The following is a 16,423-nucleotide window of genomic DNA, read 5'->3' on the forward strand; positions in this document are numbered from 1 at the left end:
TGTACTGACCCCAAAAAGTTAGACAAATAATTATTGAAAGGATTTAGTTCTGTACTGCACAGGACTAAGTCCTTTTAGTTTGACTTTAATTCTTTTATTGTTGTAGTAATTGATATAGTCTACAATGGCTTGTTCCAATTGCTTAAGCGACTGAAACGACTTCTCATAGCCGTAAAACATTTCGGATTTCAAAATGCCAAAGAAGGACTCCATCATCCCATTGTCTGGGCTGTTGCCCTTGCGGGACATAGATGCTTGAATTCCCTTACTCTCTAGGAACCGATGATAAGAATCGTGTTGGTATTGCCAGCCTTGATCGCTATGGAGAATTGTATTTTCGTAATGCTCCTCTGTGAATGCCTGTTCTAACATCGTTTGTACTTGTTCTAAATTAGGCGAACAAGAAAGATTAAAAGCAATAATTTCGCTGTTAAAGCCATCTAAAACTGGTGATAAGTAAAGCTTGCGAGCACTTGCTGGAATGGCAAATTCTGTCACATCTGTGTAGCACTTTTCCATCGGTTTGGCTGCTTCAAATTGGCGTTGAATAAGATTCTCTGCCTTCTTGCCAATCTCTCCTTGGTAGGAAGAATACTTCCGTTTCCGACGAATTCGAGCCACTAAACCAAGGACTTTCATCAGACGTTGGACTTTTTTATGATTGACCGAATAACCACGATTTCTTAGTTCTAAGTGAATCCGACGATAACCATAATTTCCTTTATGCTCACGATAAATTGACTGAATTTCAATTTTAATATCTTGATTCTTATCTGGTTTATATAGCTGTTTTAAGTGGTAATAATAGGTTGAACGGGCAAGCTTAATAATCTTTAGAAGAATATTTAAAGAAAACTCTGTTACCAATCCTCGGACAATTTCCGTTTTTCTTCTTTCTCTTTTTCCTCCTTCAATCGGAGTTCTCTCAACTTTTTTAGAATGGCATTCTCCGCTCTCAGGTACTCATTTTCTGCTTGAAGACGTTCTAATTCTGTCATTTCTTCAGGTCTCTTCTTTGGCTTACGTCCCATTTTAGACGGTCTCCCTCTTGTTTTCTCAACAATAGTATACCCGTTTTTCCTGTATTGTTCCAGCCAATTCGAAAGTAATCCACTACTTGGGAGAGCATAATCCAGAGATACGCTTAGTTGGGAACGACCTTCAATCAAAACATTATTGATGATTTCTTGCTTTAATTCAGGAGAGTAATAACGGTTTTTCCCTTTTTTGACGAACTCTATTCCGTAACGATCAATCAATTTAATCATGTACCTAAGATTAGAATTGTTTATCCCAAATTTATTTGAAAGCTTCTCTAAGCTATATCCTTGTTTTCTTAGTCCATAGATTTGAACTTTATCTTCATAACTCAATTTCATAATAAAACACCCCAAAAGTTAGATTCTTTCTGTCTAACTTTTGGGGTGCAGTTCAAAATGAACTGCTTTTTTTGCTATTCTGTTTCTTGGTTCTTTTCTTCAACCTTAACTGGAGCTGGTTCATAAGCTCGGATAATCTGAGCGACAACTGGATGACGAACCACATCCTTAGCTGAAAAATGAACAAAGTCGATTTGGTGAATGTTCTTAAGCTTTTCTTGGGCATCAATCAAACCGGACTTGACATTACGCGGCAGGTCAATCTGACTGATATCTCCATTGACAATCATCTTAGAATTAAAACCTAAACGCGTCAAGAACATCTTCATTTGCATGATAGTCGTATTTTGTGCCTCATCGAGAATGACAAAGGCATCATCCAAGGTCCGTCCACGCATGTAGGCAAGGGGTGCAATCTCAATGATTTCACGCTCCATGAGACGAGTCGTTTGGTCTTTGCCTAGAATCTGATACAAGGCATCATAAACTGGTCGAAGGTAAGGATCCACCTTTTCCTTGAGATCACCCGGAAGAAAACCTAAACTCTCTCCTGCCTCAACTGCTGGACGAGTTAGGATAATCCGCTTAACCTGCCCACGTTTAAGAGCAGTCACGGCCAAAGTCACTGCAAGAAAGGTCTTCCCTGTCCCTGCTGGTCCGATTCCAAAGGTCACATCATGCTGTTTGACACTGTCCACATAAAGTTTTTGACCTAAGGTTTTGACACGAATCGGTTTCCCAGTATTGTCCTTGATAATTTCTTCTTCGTAAAGGGCGACAAACTTGTCGATTTCATCGTTTTTGACCATGCTAATCGCAGTCACCACATCTGGTGTCCCAACCGTCATCCCCCGATTCACCAAAACCATCAAGGCTTGGATAACCTGACGGGTTTCTTCACAGGCAGTCTCTTCGCCCAAAACCTGGACAATCTCCGTACGGGCATGAATCACCACATCAAGCTCTTCTTCCATCAAACGAAGATGGCGCTCATTGGAACCAAAAAGATGGAACAAGTCATCTGGGTGACTTAGTTGAATGTCTATTGAATGTTCCTTCAAATAAAGAACCTCTCTAATCCGTTTATTTCTTTATATTATAGCAAAGAGAACAATAAAATACTAGCCTCATCTCATTGTCTTTAGTGTTCTAAATACTCTTGCCAGATGGCATCAAAATCTCCTAGGTTAAAAGAGAAACTGGCATGCTCCTCCAAAAAGCGACTCACCTCATCAAAATCATCTGTATGTTTTGGAAAGGATGACTCTTCAAAAGCGAGGTCTGCCAAGATGGCTTTTGGGCTATTACTTTTCGGATTGCGCTCGGTCATGAGCCAAGTGTAAAATGATTTTCTCAATTCTTTCTCCTATCAAAACTTTTTTGATGAAATTTTTCTGATTCTTGAAAATTACTGGACTTAGCCTCTGAAACGTAGTGGTTTATAAAATCTGTTTTCGCATCTGTATAGGCGTCTCGATTGTGTTCAAATTTTTTCCACAAACTTAGTTTTAATTCCTGATACGCTTGGGCAATATCTGGATGCTGGCAGAGATAATCTCTAAAATAAATCTCGTCATGATCTCCCGTCATTCGCAAATGTAAATGAAAAACTTTCTCAGCAAATCCCTGCTCTGTGTATCCTTTATTTAGCGAAATCCTGTTAGGACTCTCCGACATCAGTAGCCAACCATTCTTCACCAATAAATCCCTAACTCTTGCTAAATCCTCTATTCTACCTACTTCTAACAGAATATCAACGATATTTTTGGCCCAAATATTAGGGATAGCAGTGCTACCGATATGTTCTATTCTTTTAATAACATTTGCACCCAATATTTTTTTCAGACTTGTTTTTTCCGATTCATACCAGTCTTTCCACTCTGACCTGTGCTCTACTAGAAAAATAGGAAAAAGTTGCCAGAGTTCCTCTAAACTCATTTCTTCAAGTTTCTTTATCATGTCTATAAGACCTAAATCAACTCTGTACCAAACTGGTCTTGCTTGATTTTGCCAGCCTTCATCAAACCACCGAGTGCTTTCTTGAACTGACCTTTAGAAATGCCAAAGGTTGCTTTGATGTCCTCAGGGGATGACTTATCATTCAAGGTCATGAAACCGCCATTGCTTTCCAAGTAGGTCAAAATCATCTGGGCATCATTTTCCAACATCTCAAAGGAACGTGGTTTGAGGGATAGGTTCAAAGTACGATCCACTTCACGGAAACCGATGACACGCGCATCTAGGACTTGTCCCAAACGTGGCTCTGCATAGCGCTCGCTGGGATGGATAAAACCAAGCATGTTATTCTCTGGTAGATAGACAAAGGTTCCTGACAGCTTGAGACGATATACAATGGCTGGCCAGTTTTGGTTCTGCATGTTGTTGTAGGCAGGACGAGCCAGACGTTGGAAGTCTTCCTGATAAGCCAAGAGTCCCCAGATTCGGTCTTTCTTGTCCACTTCAAGACGGATGTAGAGTTTATCCCCCTTCTTTGGCCAGAGTTCCTTGAGTTCAGGGAGGATATCGAGTGACACAACGATTTCCTTATCAGGCAGACCGGTATCCACAAAGACACCCAAGTCCTTACGAACTTCTGTTACGGTTCCCCAACCAAATTGGTCCTGAGTCGCAGTCACTTCTAAGGTTGTCAGGCGAAGTTTTTGCTTCATGTCCGTGTAGGCAAAACCTTTGACCGTATCCCCTACTGTATGTTGACCTTCTTCCTTGGCAAGAGCATAGGTCTGACCATCCTTTTGCACAAAGTAAAAACGGTCATTTTCATCGATGATAAGTCCAACGATAAAACTTGCAAGATTTGTATTCATATTTCCTTCTTTCGAATAAAACTCAGCCAGCAATGCCAACTGAGTTTTTCTGTTTATTTCTTAGACTTCCAAAAGTTCTTTTTCCTTATTGGCAGTCATATCGTCGATGTGTTTCACAGCATCGTCTGTTACTTTTTGAATATCCTTTTCAAGGGTCTTCAATTCATCTTCAGTGATTTCTTTTGCTTTTTCTTGTTTCTTAGCTTCGTCCATAGCATCACGACGGATGTTACGAATAGCTACTTTGGCATTTTCACCGACCTTCTTCACTTCTTTAGCAAGGTCACGACGAGTTTCTTCTGTAAGAGCAGGGATAACCAAGCGGATCACAGAGCCGTCATTAGCTGGTGTGATACCAAGGTCAGAAGCGTTCAAGGCACGTTCGATGTCTTTCAATGAAGACTTGTCAAATGGTGTTACCAACAAGACACGCGCTTCTGGAATGGTAATTGAAGCGATTTGGTTAAGAGGAGTTTCGACTCCGTAGTATTCTACGTGGATACGGTCTAGCAAGCTTGCGTTGGCACGACCGGCACGGATACCACCAAATTCACGAGCAAGTGATTGGTGAGACTGGGTCATTCTCTCTTTAGCTTTTTCTACAATTGCATTAGCCATAATTTTCTTATTCCTTTTCTTCGATATTGTTTGAAACTGTTGTTCCGATATTTTCACCAAATACGACACGTTTGATGTTGCCTGGTTGGTTCATGTTGAAGACAACCAAGTCAATGTCGTTGTCCATAGAGAGGGTTGAGGCAGTTGAATCCATGATACGAAGACCTTTATTGATAACATCACGGTGGGTCAATTCTTCAAACTTAACAGCTGTCTTGTCTTTCTTAGGATCGGCATTGTAAACACCGTCTACGCCATTTTTAGCCATAAGGATGGCATCCGCTTCGATTTCAGCTGCACGAAGGGCTGCTGTTGTATCTGTTGAGAAGTAAGGTGAACCAATACCAGCACCAAAGATAACGATGCGGCCTTTTTCAAGATGACGAAGGGCACGTCCACGTACGTACGGCTCTGCCACTTGTTGCATCGCAATGGCTGTTTGTACACGCGTATCGACACCAACTTGTTGCAATGAATCTGCCATCACAAGAGCATTCATCACGGTCCCAAGCATTCCAGTGTAATCTGCCTGAACGCGGTCCATTCCTGCTTCTGCAGCAGGTTCACCACGCCAGAGATTTCCTCCACCAATAACAAGGGCAATTTCGATACCTAAGCTATGAACTTCTTGAATCTCTTTTGCGATTGTTTGAACTGTTTGGATATCAATCCCTACGCCACGTTCACCGGCAAGGGCTTCACCTGATAACTTGATTAAAATACGTTTATACTTGGGATTCGCCATTTTTACTCTCCTTTTTTTATCCTACCTATTTTATCACAATTTCTAAGATTTTTATAGTATCATGAGCAATTCTTTGAAAAAAATTAGACCGTTAAAAATTCCTCTAAGTCGGTAAGAGCACGCTCTGCAATTTTTTCATAACGAGCCTTCTTATCACGGATACGCTCGCCTTCTAACTCCTTTATAATCCCAAAATTGACATTCATCGGTTGGAAATGCTTGCTATCTGCATGAGTGATGTAATGAGCCAGACTTCCAATCGCTGTGGTCTCTGGGAAGATAGCCTCACTTTCACCCTTGAAGAGACGAGCCGCGTTAATACCCGCAACTAAGCCTGAAGCTGCTGACTCAACATAGCCTTCCACACCCGTCATTTGACCAGCAAAGAAGAGGTTGGGCTGTTTCTTAGAACGGTAAGTCTGTTCAAGAAGATTGGGTGAATCCATATAAGAATTGCGGTGCATGACCCCATAACGGACAAACTCAGCATTTTCAAGACCTGGAATCATTTGGAAAACACGCTTTTGTTCTCCCCATTTGAGGTGGGTTTGGAAACCGACGATATTGTAGAGGCTACCAGCCGCATTGTCCTGACGAAGTTGAACAACTGCATAAGGGGTTTTGAATTCGCCATCACGAGGTCCTGTGTAATCTTCTGGATACTCCAAACCGACTGGCTTCATAGGACCATAGAGCATGGTTTTAATGCCACGTTTGGCCATGACTTCGATTGGCATACATCCTTCAAAGTACTTTTCTTTTTCAAACGAATTGAGCGGTGCTTCTTCCGCATCGACCAAGGCTTCATGGAAATCCATAAATTCTTTTTTAGTCATAGGCGCATTAAGGTAGGCCGCCTCTCCCTTGTCATAACGAGACTTGAGATAGACCTTACTCATATCGATGGTGTTAACGTCGATAATCGGCGCCGCCGCGTCGTAGAAATAGAAACCATCACCGTCATTAAGGGCATGAATCTTTTCAGCTAGGGCATCACTGGTCAAAGGACCAGTAGCGACAACTGTAATAACATCAGTCGGCAATTCTGTAATTTCATCACGAACCACTTCAATCAAGGGGTGGTTGGCCACTTTTTCGGTCACCATTTGGGAGAAACCATCACGGTCCACCGCAAGGGCACCGCCTGCAGGAACACGTGTAGCTTCAGCAGATTCCAATATGACAGAACCCAAGCGACGCATTTCTTCCTTGAGAAGACCGACAGCATTGGTCAAAGCATCCCCACGTAAGGAATTGGAACAAACCAACTCTGCAAAATTGTCTGTTTTGTGCTGGGGTGTAGGCTTTACACCACGCATTTCAAAAAGTTTAACTGGAATACCACGTTCTGCAATTTGATAAGCTGCTTCAGAACCTGCCAAACCTGCTCCGATAACATTGATATAAGATTGAGACACGACACTAATACCTCTTTGGGTGGAACCTAAGTTCATATCAAAACAAGCTACTAGACTGTTTGACACCCACAAATCTTTCTAAATTTTCTTTTACTAGTATAACAAAAAAAGGGAAGAAGGCAAACTTCCCTGTTTAGTCATTTTCTTAATTTTCTTCCCAGTCGTGGTAGGCAGCATAGAGCTGGCTTTTATTCCACTGGTAGAGTTTCGCAACTTCCTTTATGGCTTGATTTTTCTTCATACCTTGCTGGATACGAGCTTGGATTTCTAAGAACAAGTCTTCCTCGTCCTTTTCTTCCACATCCTGACTGACGCCTTCAACGATGAGAAGGCATTCACCCTTGAGTGGCGTTTCAGCTATGTTTTCTAATAACTCAGAAATGGTACCTCGTTGGTATTCTTCATAGATTTTAGTCAATTCTCTCACCAAGACCACCGAGCGGTCGCCGTAGACTTCTAGCATATTTTCTAACGTATCCGCTACACGGTGGGGCGATTCATAGAAAATCTGAGTTTCTGGATAATCTTTTTTCAAGTCGAAAAATTGCTTTTGCTGACCTGATTTTCTCGGTAAGAAACCGTAAAAGATATGTGGCTGTGGCGCCAATCCGCTAGCAATCAAGGCAGAAATCCCTGCAGAGGCACCTGGAACTGTGACAACAGCAATATCTTCTTCGATGGCTGCCTTGACCAAATCGTGACCAGGGTCCGAGATGCTAGGCAGACCCGCATCAGAAACCTGAGCAATACTTTGCCCCGCCTTCAATAAACCGATCAAATCAGGAATTTTTTCCTTGGCATTGTGCTCATGAAAACTGATCTGTTTGGTCGGAATGTCAAAATGCTTGAGCAAAAGACCCGTATTGCGCGTGTCCTCCGCAGCAATCCAGTCCACCTCTTTCAAGGTCTGAATGGCACGAAAAGTCATATCATCTAGATTGCCAATCGGCGTTGCCACTAGGTAAAGCTTGCCATAGGGAGATTGCCCCTTAAAACTTTTTTGAATCTGCATGCTTACTCCCTGTACAACAACTCGTCACAGAACATACATTCCTCGTCCTGCTCTCGGCGTTGCCCATAAAAATCATTACAAACGTGAAAACCATCTTTATAGATTCGTCGGACGCTTTCACGAACATGCTTGGCCTTGACGGGAGCATCTGCTTCCACCTCGCCTAAGCGTTCGCGCAACTTACTATTTTCCAAACGAAGAGCTGTATTTTCCTCTACCAAGCTCTTGAGATTTTTCTTAATGGCTTCCACATCGGCCAAGGTCACCAATAACTGTTGGGAAAAATCGTCCAGCGCATCAAATAATTCTTTCTTATCCATAAACCAGCCCTTTCCTTTCTTTATCCTTCATTGAGTTTATATTTCTTTCAAGACCAGATATTCCATGGCATTTTGAAAGCTAACATTGGCTTGCCACATTTTTCTAGCTTCTAGCAAATCTTGTAGAATCTGTCGAATCCTTGCTTGCAAGAGATCCTGTCCACAGAGCACTTCGAGGATTCGCAAGACCTGATCCTGTTTTTCCTTGTCATCTGCCAAGTTGGCTAATTTAGCAACTTGGAGATAACTTTCTTTTTTCTTAGTTAATAACCAGGTCAGCAGACGTTCACTCTCATCCACCAAATTCCAAAAACTGGCTTGATTGGCCAGCTTTTCTGCTTCAGCACGCGATTGACTAAACTGTGCTAAAAGAGTCGCTTTTTTCTTAACGAGACCTGCTTGTTCTAATTGATGAATGAGCTTTTCTTCTTGCTTTTTAAAGTGGAAAATTTGGGTCCGACTTCGGATAGTTGGTAAAATCTTTTCCTCATCGCTAGTCAAGAAGAAAATATAAACCTCACTCTGGGGTTCTTCGATGACCTTGAGCAGAGAATTAGCCGCGTTGGGATGCATTTTCTCCGCCTGCTCGATAATAAAGACCTGTTGCTGACTTTCAATCCCTGCTTGGGAAAACTGACCCACCAATTCCCGAATGCGTTCTGTCTTGATGACCTGATTGACTGGCTTAATCAAGGTAACATCGGGAAATTCTTCCTGCTCAATCAGCTTGCAGTTTCGGCATTTCTCACATGGTAGAACGCCTACTTTATCCCTACAAAAGAGGCTCTTAGCCAAAAACTGCGCCATTTCCAAGCTTCCAAAGAAACCTGAAAAAAGATAGGCGTGATTGAGCTGGTCTTGTTCTAGGATACGGACAAAGCGGTCAAACTGGTCTGGTTGCCAAGCCTTTAGTTGATCTTGTTTCATTTATCCAAGCCCATTCTGTCAAATAAGACAGCCTTAGTTGTTTCCACAACTTGCTCCAAAGGAAGACTCGCATCAATCTTGACAATGCGATTTCCATCTTTGTCCAGAAGAGAAAGATAACCTTGACGGACTTTTTTGTGCAAGTCTAAGCCTTCCAAGTCCAAACGATTGACCTCGCGATCACTATTGGCAGCAATGCGAGCCAGCCCCTCTTCCACCTCAATGTCAAAATAGAGTGTCAAATCGGGTTTGAGGCCATCTGTCGCAAAGTGATTGAGCCAATCAATGGCATCAATATCCAAGCCTCGGCCAAATCCCTGATAAGCAAGGGAACTATCGATGAAGCGGTCCATAATGACCAACTTGCCAGCTGCAAGTGCTGGGAGAACTTTTTCCACCAAGTGCTGTCTGCGACTGGCAATATAGAGAAGGAGTTCCGTTTTAGGATCCATCTGAGTATGACTTGGATCCAAAATCACTTGACGAATTTTCTCCCCAATCAAGACTCCGCCAGGTTCACGGGTCGTCAGCACCTCTACTCCTTTTTCCTCTAAAATTGGGAGCAGAGCCTCTAAAACACTGGTCTTGCCTGCTCCCTCTGGTCCCTCAAGAGAGACTAAAAATCCTTTTAACATGTCTAACTCATTTCTTTTTTACTACTTCTATTCTATCAAAAAAATAGGGGTTTGTGACAATCTTTTTGTCTTCTTATTCCATGCACTATAAAAGAGGCAGTCAAAGCCACCTCTTATTTACCTAATTCTTGTGTTCGTTTATAGGCTTGCTGAACTGCATCCATGACTGTTCCTCGAAAAGCATGCGCTTCTAAACTCGCTACACCAGCGATAGTCGAACCACCTGGACTACAAACTTGGTCTTTCAAAACTCCAGGATGTTGCTGGCTTTCGAGAACCATTTGCCCAGCGCCGACTACTGTTTGGGCTGCCATTTTCAAGGCCCTTTCTCGGGGCAATCCTGTCTGCACACCCGCATCTGCTAAAGCCTCGATAAAAAGGTAGACAAAGGCTGGTCCACAACCTGCAAGACCTGTCGCAGCATCGATTAAGCCATCCCCCAGCTCAACCAAGAGACCAGCCTTGGCTAAAAGCTGACAAAAGAGCTCCCTGTCCTCAGCACAACAGTTTTCTGATAAAGCGTAACTAATCACTCCTTGGCCGATAGCCACTGGTGTATTGGGCATGATGCGAATAATTCGGTGTTGACTTGGCAGAAGACTTGCCAGTTTTTCCAAGGTCAATCCAGCCGCCATGGAAATCAAAAGAAGACTTTCTCTCTTTTCAAGGATGGTCTGGTATTGAGAAAGCAAGTCTGAGAACTGAGCAGGCTTAACACCTAGAAAAATCACATCTGCTTCTGCGAAGATTTCGTCATTGCTGGAAGCCTGACCACCAAAGTTGGCAATGAAAGCATCTACTTTTGCTTGACTACGATTGGCAAGGAGAATCTGAGCACCCGTCTTGGCCTGCACAACAGCCTTAGCCAAGCTAGCTCCCATATTCCCCAAACCGATAAATCCAATCTTCATCTCTTACTCCCTTATCTGTCCATCACCAGTAACCACATACTTGTAGCTGGTCAACTCTTTCAAGCCCATAGGCCCACGCGCATGCAGTTTCTGAGTAGAAATCCCCATCTCACATCCAAGACCAAACTGGCCACCATCAGTGAAACGAGTCGAGGCATTGACATAAACCGCGGCAGAGTCCACTTGATCTGTAAAGTAAGCTGCAGCTTCAGCATTTTCCGTCACAATCGCATCCGAATGATGGGTACTGTGGGCTTCAATATGCGCAACCGCTTCTTCTAAACTGCTCACAACCTTAACAGCTAGGACATAGTCTAAAAACTCGGTATCAAAGTCTTGAGCCTCAGCTGCTCGACCTGAAACAAACTGACTTGCTGTGCTATCCAAACGAAATTGAATTGGTTCCAACTCAGCTTCTTTTCGATCTGCAACCAGCACTTGCTCCAAGCGAGGAAGGAAGCTTGCTGCCTTGTCTTCATGAACCAGCAAGACCTCCATAGCATTGCAGACAGAAGGACGACTGGTTTTAGCATTGTTGATGATAGACAGAGCCTTGTCTTCATCGGCATCCTTATCCACATAGACATGGACAATTCCAGTTCCTGTCTCGATAACGGGCACGATAGCATTTTCAACCACAGCATTGATCAAACCAGCCCCTCCACGAGGAATGAGAAGATCTAAATAGCCCTTAGCCTTCATCATAGCATAGCTACTTTCACGACTGGTATCTTCTACCAGTTGAATCACCTCTGGATGAATGGTAGTCGTCTCCAAGCCCTTCTTTAAAGCTGTGACAATAGCATGGGCAGTTTGATAGGCGTCCTTCCCACTACGAAGAACAACCGCATTCCCACTCTTGAGTGCCAAAGCAGCCGCATCAGATGTCACATTTGGACGACTTTCATAGATAATACCGATGATCCCCATAGCCACACGCTTCTTAGTAATAACCAAGCCATTTTCAAGCTGACTTGTTTCTAGGACTTCACCAATAGGATCTGGTAAAGCAACCACTTCACGAATCCCATTTGCCATCGCTTCTATACGTCCCGCATCCAAATAAAGACGATCTAGCATAACATCTGAGATTTTCCCCTTGGCCGCTTCCATATCGAGGGCATTGGCCGCTAAAATCTCCTCAGTAGCAGCCACTAAGTGATCAGCCATAGCTAGCAAGGCTTGGTTTTTCACTGCTTCACTAGCAGTATTGATTGATTTCTTAACAGCCTGTACCTGTTCAAATTGTTCTTGTGTACTTACCATCGTTCACCTCTAAAATTCTGTAAAGAGCAGCTGGATTTCAGGAGTGATGGAAATCCAGTCATCACGGTGAATCAAGACTCCCTTAGCTTTTTGAGAACGGAGCATATCTTCTAGGGCTGAGACACCAAATTGGACACGTCCCTTTCCAAGAGATTGACCTGTTTCTTTATCTGCTACTGTGACAATATCGTGGTAAGAGAAGTTTCCTTCCACTTCTACAACACCCGATAAAAGGAGACTTTTCCCGTTTTTTGAAAGTGCCTCTGCAGCTCCACCATCTACCCAAATCGTTCCCTGACTTTGAGCATAGAAGGCCAGCCATTGTTTCTGGGTACGAAGTCCCTTCTCTTGCGCAACAAAGAAGGAACCATCCCTAGTCTCCTCCGCTGCTTCGATCAAGGCATCTGATTTCAAGGAAGAGCAGATATAGACTGGCACACCTGACTCCGTAGCAATCGTAGCAGCCTTGATTTTGGTCAGCATACCCCCAGTACCGTTTGACGAACCTGCTCCACCAGCCATATCAATAATCTCACGATTGATAGTCTCAATTTTGTCCAAGCGTTTAGCTGTTGGATCTGAGTTGGGATTGCCAGTATAGAGGCCGTCCACATCAGTCAAGAGAACCAAAAGATCCGCTTGAACCATAGCTGCTACCTGGGCACTCAGAGTGTCATTATCCCCAACCTTGAGTTCATCAATGACGACACTGTCATTCTCGTTGATGATGGGAATTGCACCACGATGAAGCAATACTGACAAGGCTTGATGGGCATTCTTATAGCGACGTTTATCTACAAAATCATCCTGGGTCAGCAAAATTTGCGCAGAAACGATTTGGCGCATGAGGAGGTTGGCTGTGTATTCCTCCAACAAAAGTCCCTGACCAACTGCAGCCGAAGCTTGTTTATCTGCAATCTTGGTCGGACGTTTTTTAAAACCCAAAGCACCAAATCCAGCCGCTACTGCCCCAGATGAGACTAAAATCAACTCATGCCCAGCCTCATGCAGCATAGCTAATTGTTGGGTAATTGCCTTTACTTTACTTCTTGATAAACTCCCGTCTTCATTTGTCAAGGAGGAGGTCCCCACCTTAAAGACGATTCGTTTGTACTTCATATTCTCACTCCGATTCTTCATATTTATCCATTATAACATGAATACTTTAAAATAGAAAAGACTTGAAATAAAAAAGGTTGAGACAAGGTATCTCAACTCTTTTATCTATTCTCAGTTTTACGCAATCTTTCCAGCGTTTCTTTAAAAATCTCTGGAATATCTGCTGTGAACTCCAAGGTCTCACCTGTTCTCGGATGAGTAAAACCTAGAGTCTTGGCATGGAGAAACTGTCCATGTCCTTTCAGGGTTTTACGAGGACCATAGACCTCATCCCCAGCGACTGGATGGCCAATATAAGCCATATGAACACGGATTTGGTGGGTACGTCCTGTTTCCAGTTGCAACTCTAGCAAACTATAATCTCCAAAGCGTTCCAAAACGTGGAAACGTGTCACTGCCGGCTTCCCTTTAGCAGTTACAGCCTGTTTCTTACGGTCTTTTTCACTACGACCAATCGGCGCTTCAATCACACCACGATCATTGGGAAGATTGCCATGAACAATCGCCCAATATTTGCGGAGAGACTTCTTATCCTTGAGTTCTTGGGCAAGTGCCAAGTGTGCCTCGTCATTCTTAGCAATCATAAGGAGGCCAGACGTGTCCTTATCAATACGGTGAACAATTCCTGGACGCAGAACCCCATTGATACCTGACAAGTCCTTGATATGGTACATGAGGGCATTGACCAAGGTTCCACTGGTATGGCCGGCGCTCGGATGAACCACCATCCCTTGAGGTTTGTTGACAACAGCTACATCCTCATCTTGGTAGATGATCTCGAGCGGCAGATTCTCAGCCACATACTCTAAAACCTCTGGTTCTGGCACATGGTAGGTGACGATATCCCCCTCTTGGACAGTGTATTTGGCTTTCTTGACTTGACCATTGACCAAGACTTGTCCAGCCTTGATTTGTTCATTCGCGAGACTGCGTGACAATTCTGTCAGGTCCGACAGAGCCTTGTCTAGTCGTTGCCCACCAGTTTCAATTTTTATTTCCATTTACTTCCTCTTTAAGCATTGCAATCAATAGAATAATGACACCAACTGTCAAATAGCTGTCAGCAACATTGAAAATCGCAAAGTTGATAAAGTCTAGGTGAAACATATCCACCACAAAACCTTGACTCATTCTGTCAATAAAGTTGCCCAAACCTCCCGCGATTATCAAAGTCAGTCCAAAAACCGACCAGAGAGAATCCTCCATATGTTTATGTAGATACCAAATGGCTCCTACCATGACGACCAGTGTAATAACAGCAAATAACCACTGCTGATCTTGCAGCATGGAGAAGGCTGCTCCTCTATTTTGCAGGTAGGTCAAGCTAACGAAATTGGGGATCCACGAACGCACTTCACCCAGTGGAATCTGCTGGACAACATAATTTTTGACCAACTGATCCAACCCAATCAAAAGCAGTATAATGACTGCTACTATTCCTCTTTTTTTCATGATTTCCTCTTTTGATCAAAATATTCTTGCATGACTTCTACGAAGAGAGTCCCAGCTTGGCTAAGCTCCACTTCCTCACGTTTGACGTAGACCATGCGGTTATCTAGATTATCCTTGAGACGAATAACTGTGATCCCATTAACACTGTCACTATCTAAAAATCCTGAACCTGTCGCATAGGCATCTGTCCGCTCCAAAATACCATTCAAAGTGGCACGGTCGGTCACATTAAACATCTGGGAGCTCGCGCTGGTGTCGACAAAGTTCTCTGAATAGTATAGGTACTCATCCTTTTCCTGGGTGAAACGAACTGTTGGTAGATCCGCTAAATCCTCCATAACCAATTCCTCTTTCTGTGCTAAAGGATGTCCTTCACGAAGATAAATGTGAGTCTGGAAAGGAATTAGTTCAATAACTTCTAAACCAAGCTTTTCAACCCGTTGCATGATGCCCTTTTTATTTTGATTGTTGAGGTAGATAATCCCAATCTCACTGTGTCCTTGAGCTACTTCGTCTAATATTTGAACTGTGGTAGACTCAAAAATACGAAAGTTCTTATAATCAGGATAACGTTCTGAAAAGGCCGTAATCGTTGGTGGTAAGAAGTCATAGTGCTGACTGGCAATGGAAAATTCATCCTTTTCTTCCTCAGGATTGGCATACTGATTTTGAAAAACATCAAATCCTTTGACCAACTCCTGCGCTTTTTCATAAAATTCCATACCACGACGGGTCAAAAACGTTCCCGAACTCGTCCGACGGAAAATCTTAAACCCCAGCTCTTTTTCCAAATCGCGCACAGAAATAGACAGACTTGGCTGACTAACATACATCTTTTCAGCAGCTTCACGGAAAGTACCACTATTGGCAATGGCCACAACATAGCGTAATTGTTGAATGTTCATCTTTTACCCCCAACTTCTCTATCTGTTCATTATACCATATTTTAGAAGTTTTCCACCTAGGAAAAATAATGTCGCTCACAAAATTCATCTACACTAGTAACAAAAAATTGTGGGTATCAAAACAAAAAAAAGGCTCTCCGAAAACTCGGAAAGCCTTATTTTATGCTACTTCTAGCTTCCTCGCCTTTCATTTCAAGGCTCGGGATAAAAAGGTTCACTGAACCTTTTTATTTAGCGATTGGGTAAACAGAAACTTGTTTTTTATCGCGTCCTTTACGTTCAAAGCGTACTACGCCTTCAACTTTAGCGAACAAAGTATCGTCCCCACCACGTCCAACGTTTACACCTGGATAGATATGTGTACCACGTTGACGGTAAAGGATTGATCCACCTGTTACAGTTTGTCCGTCAGCCGCTTTAGCTCCAAGACGTTTCGCTTGTGAATCGCGTCCGTTTGATGTAGAACCTCCACCTTTTTTGTGGGCGAAAAGTTGCAAGTTGTTAAGAGTCATTTTTAACATAATGTTTTCCTCCGTGTTAGTTTTCTGTGATAACTCTGGTTTGGACGAACTCAGAAGAGTTCTCCGATAAGTTTGCCATACCTAAGAAAAATGATTCAAAGAATAACTGGGTCATTTCTCTCTGGTGCGAAGGAAGATCCTCTGGTATTTCAACCTTTAGATAACCACCTTCATCTTCGTTTAATTCTAGGATTGGTTCGTAGCCTGCAAATTTCTCAATGGAATTGATAAAGTTAATGGCAAGCGTAGAAACCGATGCACACACGACATCTAAGCCGTATTCGCCACTTTCGGCGTGTCCAGTAATTTCCGCACTCCTCAGCTCGCCATCTTCGGCTCTCTCAAAGACTGCTTGTATCATGTGTTCTCC

At 43.1% G+C, this 16,423-nt stretch carries 20 protein-coding genes and 1 pseudogene; 1 reads left to right on the forward strand and 20 read right to left on the reverse strand.

Going from position 1 to position 16,423, the window contains the following annotated elements:
- Nucleotides 1–30: 30 nt before the first annotated feature.
- The 18 genes from DB729_RS00005 to DB729_RS00090 all read right to left on the reverse strand — a co-directional run bounded on the left by DB729_RS00005 (nt 31) and on the right by DB729_RS00090 (nt 15,532).
- Nucleotides 31–1,379, reverse strand: a protein-coding gene (locus DB729_RS00005; protein WP_109289924.1) for an IS3 family transposase whose coding sequence is annotated in 2 segments (ribosomal slippage) — nt 31–938 and nt 938–1,379 — 1,350 coding nt in all. Because the reading frame shifts where the segments join, the coding sequence is not laid out codon by codon here.
- Between the two features lie 74 nt (nt 1,380–1,453).
- A complete protein-coding gene (locus DB729_RS00010) occupies nt 1,454–2,440 on the reverse strand; it encodes a PhoH family protein (protein ID WP_084872901.1) in 987 nt (328 codons plus the stop codon).
- Nucleotides 2,441–2,520: 80 nt separating this feature from the next.
- Nucleotides 2,521–2,736, reverse strand: a complete 216-nt coding sequence (locus tag DB729_RS00015; RefSeq protein WP_001232089.1) for a YozE family protein — start codon at nt 2,734–2,736, stop codon at nt 2,521–2,523.
- Complete coding sequence (locus DB729_RS00020; RefSeq protein ID WP_109289826.1) at nt 2,733–3,338, reverse strand: GrpB family protein; 606 nt, start codon at nt 3,336–3,338, stop codon at nt 2,733–2,735. The genes DB729_RS00015 and DB729_RS00020 overlap by 4 nt, the downstream gene beginning before the upstream one ends.
- 11 nt (nt 3,339–3,349) lie before the next feature.
- A complete protein-coding gene (gene cvfB / locus DB729_RS00025; RefSeq protein ID WP_001095457.1) occupies nt 3,350–4,204 on the reverse strand; it encodes an RNA-binding virulence regulatory protein CvfB in 855 nt (284 codons plus the stop codon).
- Nucleotides 4,205–4,264: 60 nt separating this feature from the next.
- Nucleotides 4,265–4,822 carry a ribosome recycling factor gene (frr, locus tag DB729_RS00030; RefSeq protein WP_001262234.1) on the reverse strand — a complete coding sequence of 186 codons (558 nt, stop codon included), beginning with the start codon at nt 4,820–4,822 and terminating at the stop codon, nt 4,265–4,267.
- Between the two features lie 7 nt (nt 4,823–4,829).
- A complete protein-coding gene (gene pyrH / locus DB729_RS00035) occupies nt 4,830–5,567 on the reverse strand; it encodes a UMP kinase (RefSeq protein WP_000002996.1) in 738 nt (245 codons plus the stop codon).
- Nucleotides 5,568–5,650: 83 nt separating this feature from the next.
- The gene (gene trmFO / locus DB729_RS00040; RefSeq protein ID WP_033584030.1) at nt 5,651–6,985 is read right to left on the reverse strand and encodes a methylenetetrahydrofolate--tRNA-(uracil(54)-C(5))-methyltransferase (FADH(2)-oxidizing) TrmFO; all 1,335 of its coding nucleotides are present in this window, start codon (nt 6,983–6,985) and stop codon (nt 5,651–5,653) included.
- A gap of 145 nt (nt 6,986–7,130) precedes the next feature.
- The gene (rsmI, locus tag DB729_RS00045; RefSeq protein ID WP_033584028.1) at nt 7,131–7,997 is read right to left on the reverse strand and encodes a 16S rRNA (cytidine(1402)-2'-O)-methyltransferase; all 867 of its coding nucleotides are present in this window, start codon (nt 7,995–7,997) and stop codon (nt 7,131–7,133) included.
- A 2-nt stretch (nt 7,998–7,999) separates the two neighbouring features.
- The gene (gene yabA, locus DB729_RS00050) at nt 8,000–8,317 is read right to left on the reverse strand and encodes a DNA replication initiation control protein YabA (protein WP_000358227.1); all 318 of its coding nucleotides are present in this window, start codon (nt 8,315–8,317) and stop codon (nt 8,000–8,002) included.
- Nucleotides 8,318–8,353: 36 nt separating this feature from the next.
- Nucleotides 8,354–9,244 carry a DNA polymerase III subunit delta' gene (locus DB729_RS00055; protein WP_033584026.1) on the reverse strand — a complete coding sequence of 297 codons (891 nt, stop codon included), beginning with the start codon at nt 9,242–9,244 and terminating at the stop codon, nt 8,354–8,356.
- Nucleotides 9,241–9,879 carry a dTMP kinase gene (gene tmk / locus DB729_RS00060; protein ID WP_033584024.1) on the reverse strand — a complete coding sequence of 213 codons (639 nt, stop codon included), beginning with the start codon at nt 9,877–9,879 and terminating at the stop codon, nt 9,241–9,243. The genes DB729_RS00055 and tmk overlap by 4 nt, the downstream gene beginning before the upstream one ends.
- 113 nt (nt 9,880–9,992) lie before the next feature.
- Complete coding sequence (proC, locus tag DB729_RS00065; protein WP_033584022.1) at nt 9,993–10,790, reverse strand: pyrroline-5-carboxylate reductase; 798 nt, start codon at nt 10,788–10,790, stop codon at nt 9,993–9,995.
- Nucleotides 10,791–10,793: 3 nt separating this feature from the next.
- Entirely contained in the window at nt 10,794–12,056 is a 1,263-nt protein-coding gene (locus DB729_RS00070; protein WP_109289825.1) for a glutamate-5-semialdehyde dehydrogenase, read from the reverse strand.
- A gap of 9 nt (nt 12,057–12,065) precedes the next feature.
- Nucleotides 12,066–13,175 carry a glutamate 5-kinase gene (gene proB, locus DB729_RS00075; protein WP_244201067.1) on the reverse strand — a complete coding sequence of 370 codons (1,110 nt, stop codon included), beginning with the start codon at nt 13,173–13,175 and terminating at the stop codon, nt 12,066–12,068.
- A gap of 101 nt (nt 13,176–13,276) precedes the next feature.
- The gene (locus DB729_RS00080; RefSeq protein WP_109289823.1) at nt 13,277–14,176 is read right to left on the reverse strand and encodes an RluA family pseudouridine synthase; all 900 of its coding nucleotides are present in this window, start codon (nt 14,174–14,176) and stop codon (nt 13,277–13,279) included.
- Complete coding sequence (gene lspA / locus DB729_RS00085) at nt 14,160–14,627, reverse strand: signal peptidase II (protein ID WP_109289822.1); 468 nt, start codon at nt 14,625–14,627, stop codon at nt 14,160–14,162. The genes DB729_RS00080 and lspA overlap by 17 nt, the downstream gene beginning before the upstream one ends.
- Nucleotides 14,624–15,532: a LysR family transcriptional regulator gene (locus DB729_RS00090; RefSeq protein ID WP_001025717.1), complete on the reverse strand. Its 909-nt coding sequence runs from the start codon at nt 15,530–15,532 to the stop codon at nt 14,624–14,626. The genes lspA and DB729_RS00090 overlap by 4 nt, the downstream gene beginning before the upstream one ends.
- Here DB729_RS00090 and DB729_RS09465 point away from each other — a divergent pair.
- Nucleotides 15,525–15,596: pseudogene (locus tag DB729_RS09465) on the forward strand (AraC family transcriptional regulator); the annotation flags it as partial. The gene DB729_RS00090 and the pseudogene DB729_RS09465 sit on opposite strands and share 8 nt — an antisense overlap.
- A gap of 163 nt (nt 15,597–15,759) precedes the next feature.
- Here the strand turns inward: DB729_RS09465 and rpmA are convergent.
- Both rpmA and DB729_RS00100 read right to left on the reverse strand, forming a co-directional pair.
- The gene (gene rpmA / locus DB729_RS00095) at nt 15,760–16,053 is read right to left on the reverse strand and encodes a 50S ribosomal protein L27 (RefSeq protein ID WP_000916509.1); all 294 of its coding nucleotides are present in this window, start codon (nt 16,051–16,053) and stop codon (nt 15,760–15,762) included.
- 16 nt (nt 16,054–16,069) lie between these two features.
- A complete protein-coding gene (locus DB729_RS00100; RefSeq protein WP_033584014.1) occupies nt 16,070–16,414 on the reverse strand; it encodes a ribosomal-processing cysteine protease Prp in 345 nt (114 codons plus the stop codon).
- Nucleotides 16,415–16,423 lie beyond the last annotated feature (9 nt).

It is taken from the genome of Streptococcus halitosis (assembly GCF_003143695.2).
Taxonomy (GTDB): domain Bacteria; phylum Bacillota; class Bacilli; order Lactobacillales; family Streptococcaceae; genus Streptococcus; species Streptococcus halitosis.

What these genes read in the sequence shown, in the direction of transcription:
- DB729_RS00070 (WP_109289825.1), bottom strand. Translation starts at nt 12,056, where the DNA reads ATGGTAAGTACACAAGAACAATTTGAACAGGTACAGGCTGTTAAGAAA.
- pyrH (WP_000002996.1), bottom strand. Translation starts at nt 5,567, where the DNA reads ATGGCGAATCCCAAGTATAAACGTATTTTAATCAAGTTATCAGGTGAA.
- rsmI (WP_033584028.1), bottom strand. Translation starts at nt 7,997, where the DNA reads ATGCAGATTCAAAAAAGTTTTAAGGGGCAATCTCCCTATGGCAAGCTT.
- lspA (WP_109289822.1), bottom strand. Translation starts at nt 14,627, where the DNA reads ATGAAAAAAAGAGGAATAGTAGCAGTCATTATACTGCTTTTGATTGGG.
- frr (WP_001262234.1), bottom strand. Translation starts at nt 4,822, where the DNA reads ATGGCTAATGCAATTGTAGAAAAAGCTAAAGAGAGAATGACCCAGTCT.
- tmk (WP_033584024.1), bottom strand. Translation starts at nt 9,879, where the DNA reads ATGTTAAAAGGATTTTTAGTCTCTCTTGAGGGACCAGAGGGAGCAGGC.
- proC (WP_033584022.1), bottom strand. Translation starts at nt 10,790, where the DNA reads ATGAAGATTGGATTTATCGGTTTGGGGAATATGGGAGCTAGCTTGGCT.
- proB (WP_244201067.1), bottom strand. Translation starts at nt 13,175, where the DNA reads ATGAAGTACAAACGAATCGTCTTTAAGGTGGGGACCTCCTCCTTGACA.
- rpmA (WP_000916509.1), bottom strand. Translation starts at nt 16,053, where the DNA reads ATGTTAAAAATGACTCTTAACAACTTGCAACTTTTCGCCCACAAAAAA.
- DB729_RS00080 (WP_109289823.1), bottom strand. Translation starts at nt 14,176, where the DNA reads ATGGAAATAAAAATTGAAACTGGTGGGCAACGACTAGACAAGGCTCTG.
- cvfB (WP_001095457.1), bottom strand. Translation starts at nt 4,204, where the DNA reads ATGAATACAAATCTTGCAAGTTTTATCGTTGGACTTATCATCGATGAA.
- yabA (WP_000358227.1), bottom strand. Translation starts at nt 8,317, where the DNA reads ATGGATAAGAAAGAATTATTTGATGCGCTGGACGATTTTTCCCAACAG.
- DB729_RS00020 (WP_109289826.1), bottom strand. Translation starts at nt 3,338, where the DNA reads ATGATAAAGAAACTTGAAGAAATGAGTTTAGAGGAACTCTGGCAACTT.
- DB729_RS00055 (WP_033584026.1), bottom strand. Translation starts at nt 9,244, where the DNA reads ATGAAACAAGATCAACTAAAGGCTTGGCAACCAGACCAGTTTGACCGC.
- DB729_RS00100 (WP_033584014.1), bottom strand. Translation starts at nt 16,414, where the DNA reads ATGATACAAGCAGTCTTTGAGAGAGCCGAAGATGGCGAGCTGAGGAGT.
- DB729_RS00090 (WP_001025717.1), bottom strand. Translation starts at nt 15,532, where the DNA reads ATGAACATTCAACAATTACGCTATGTTGTGGCCATTGCCAATAGTGGT.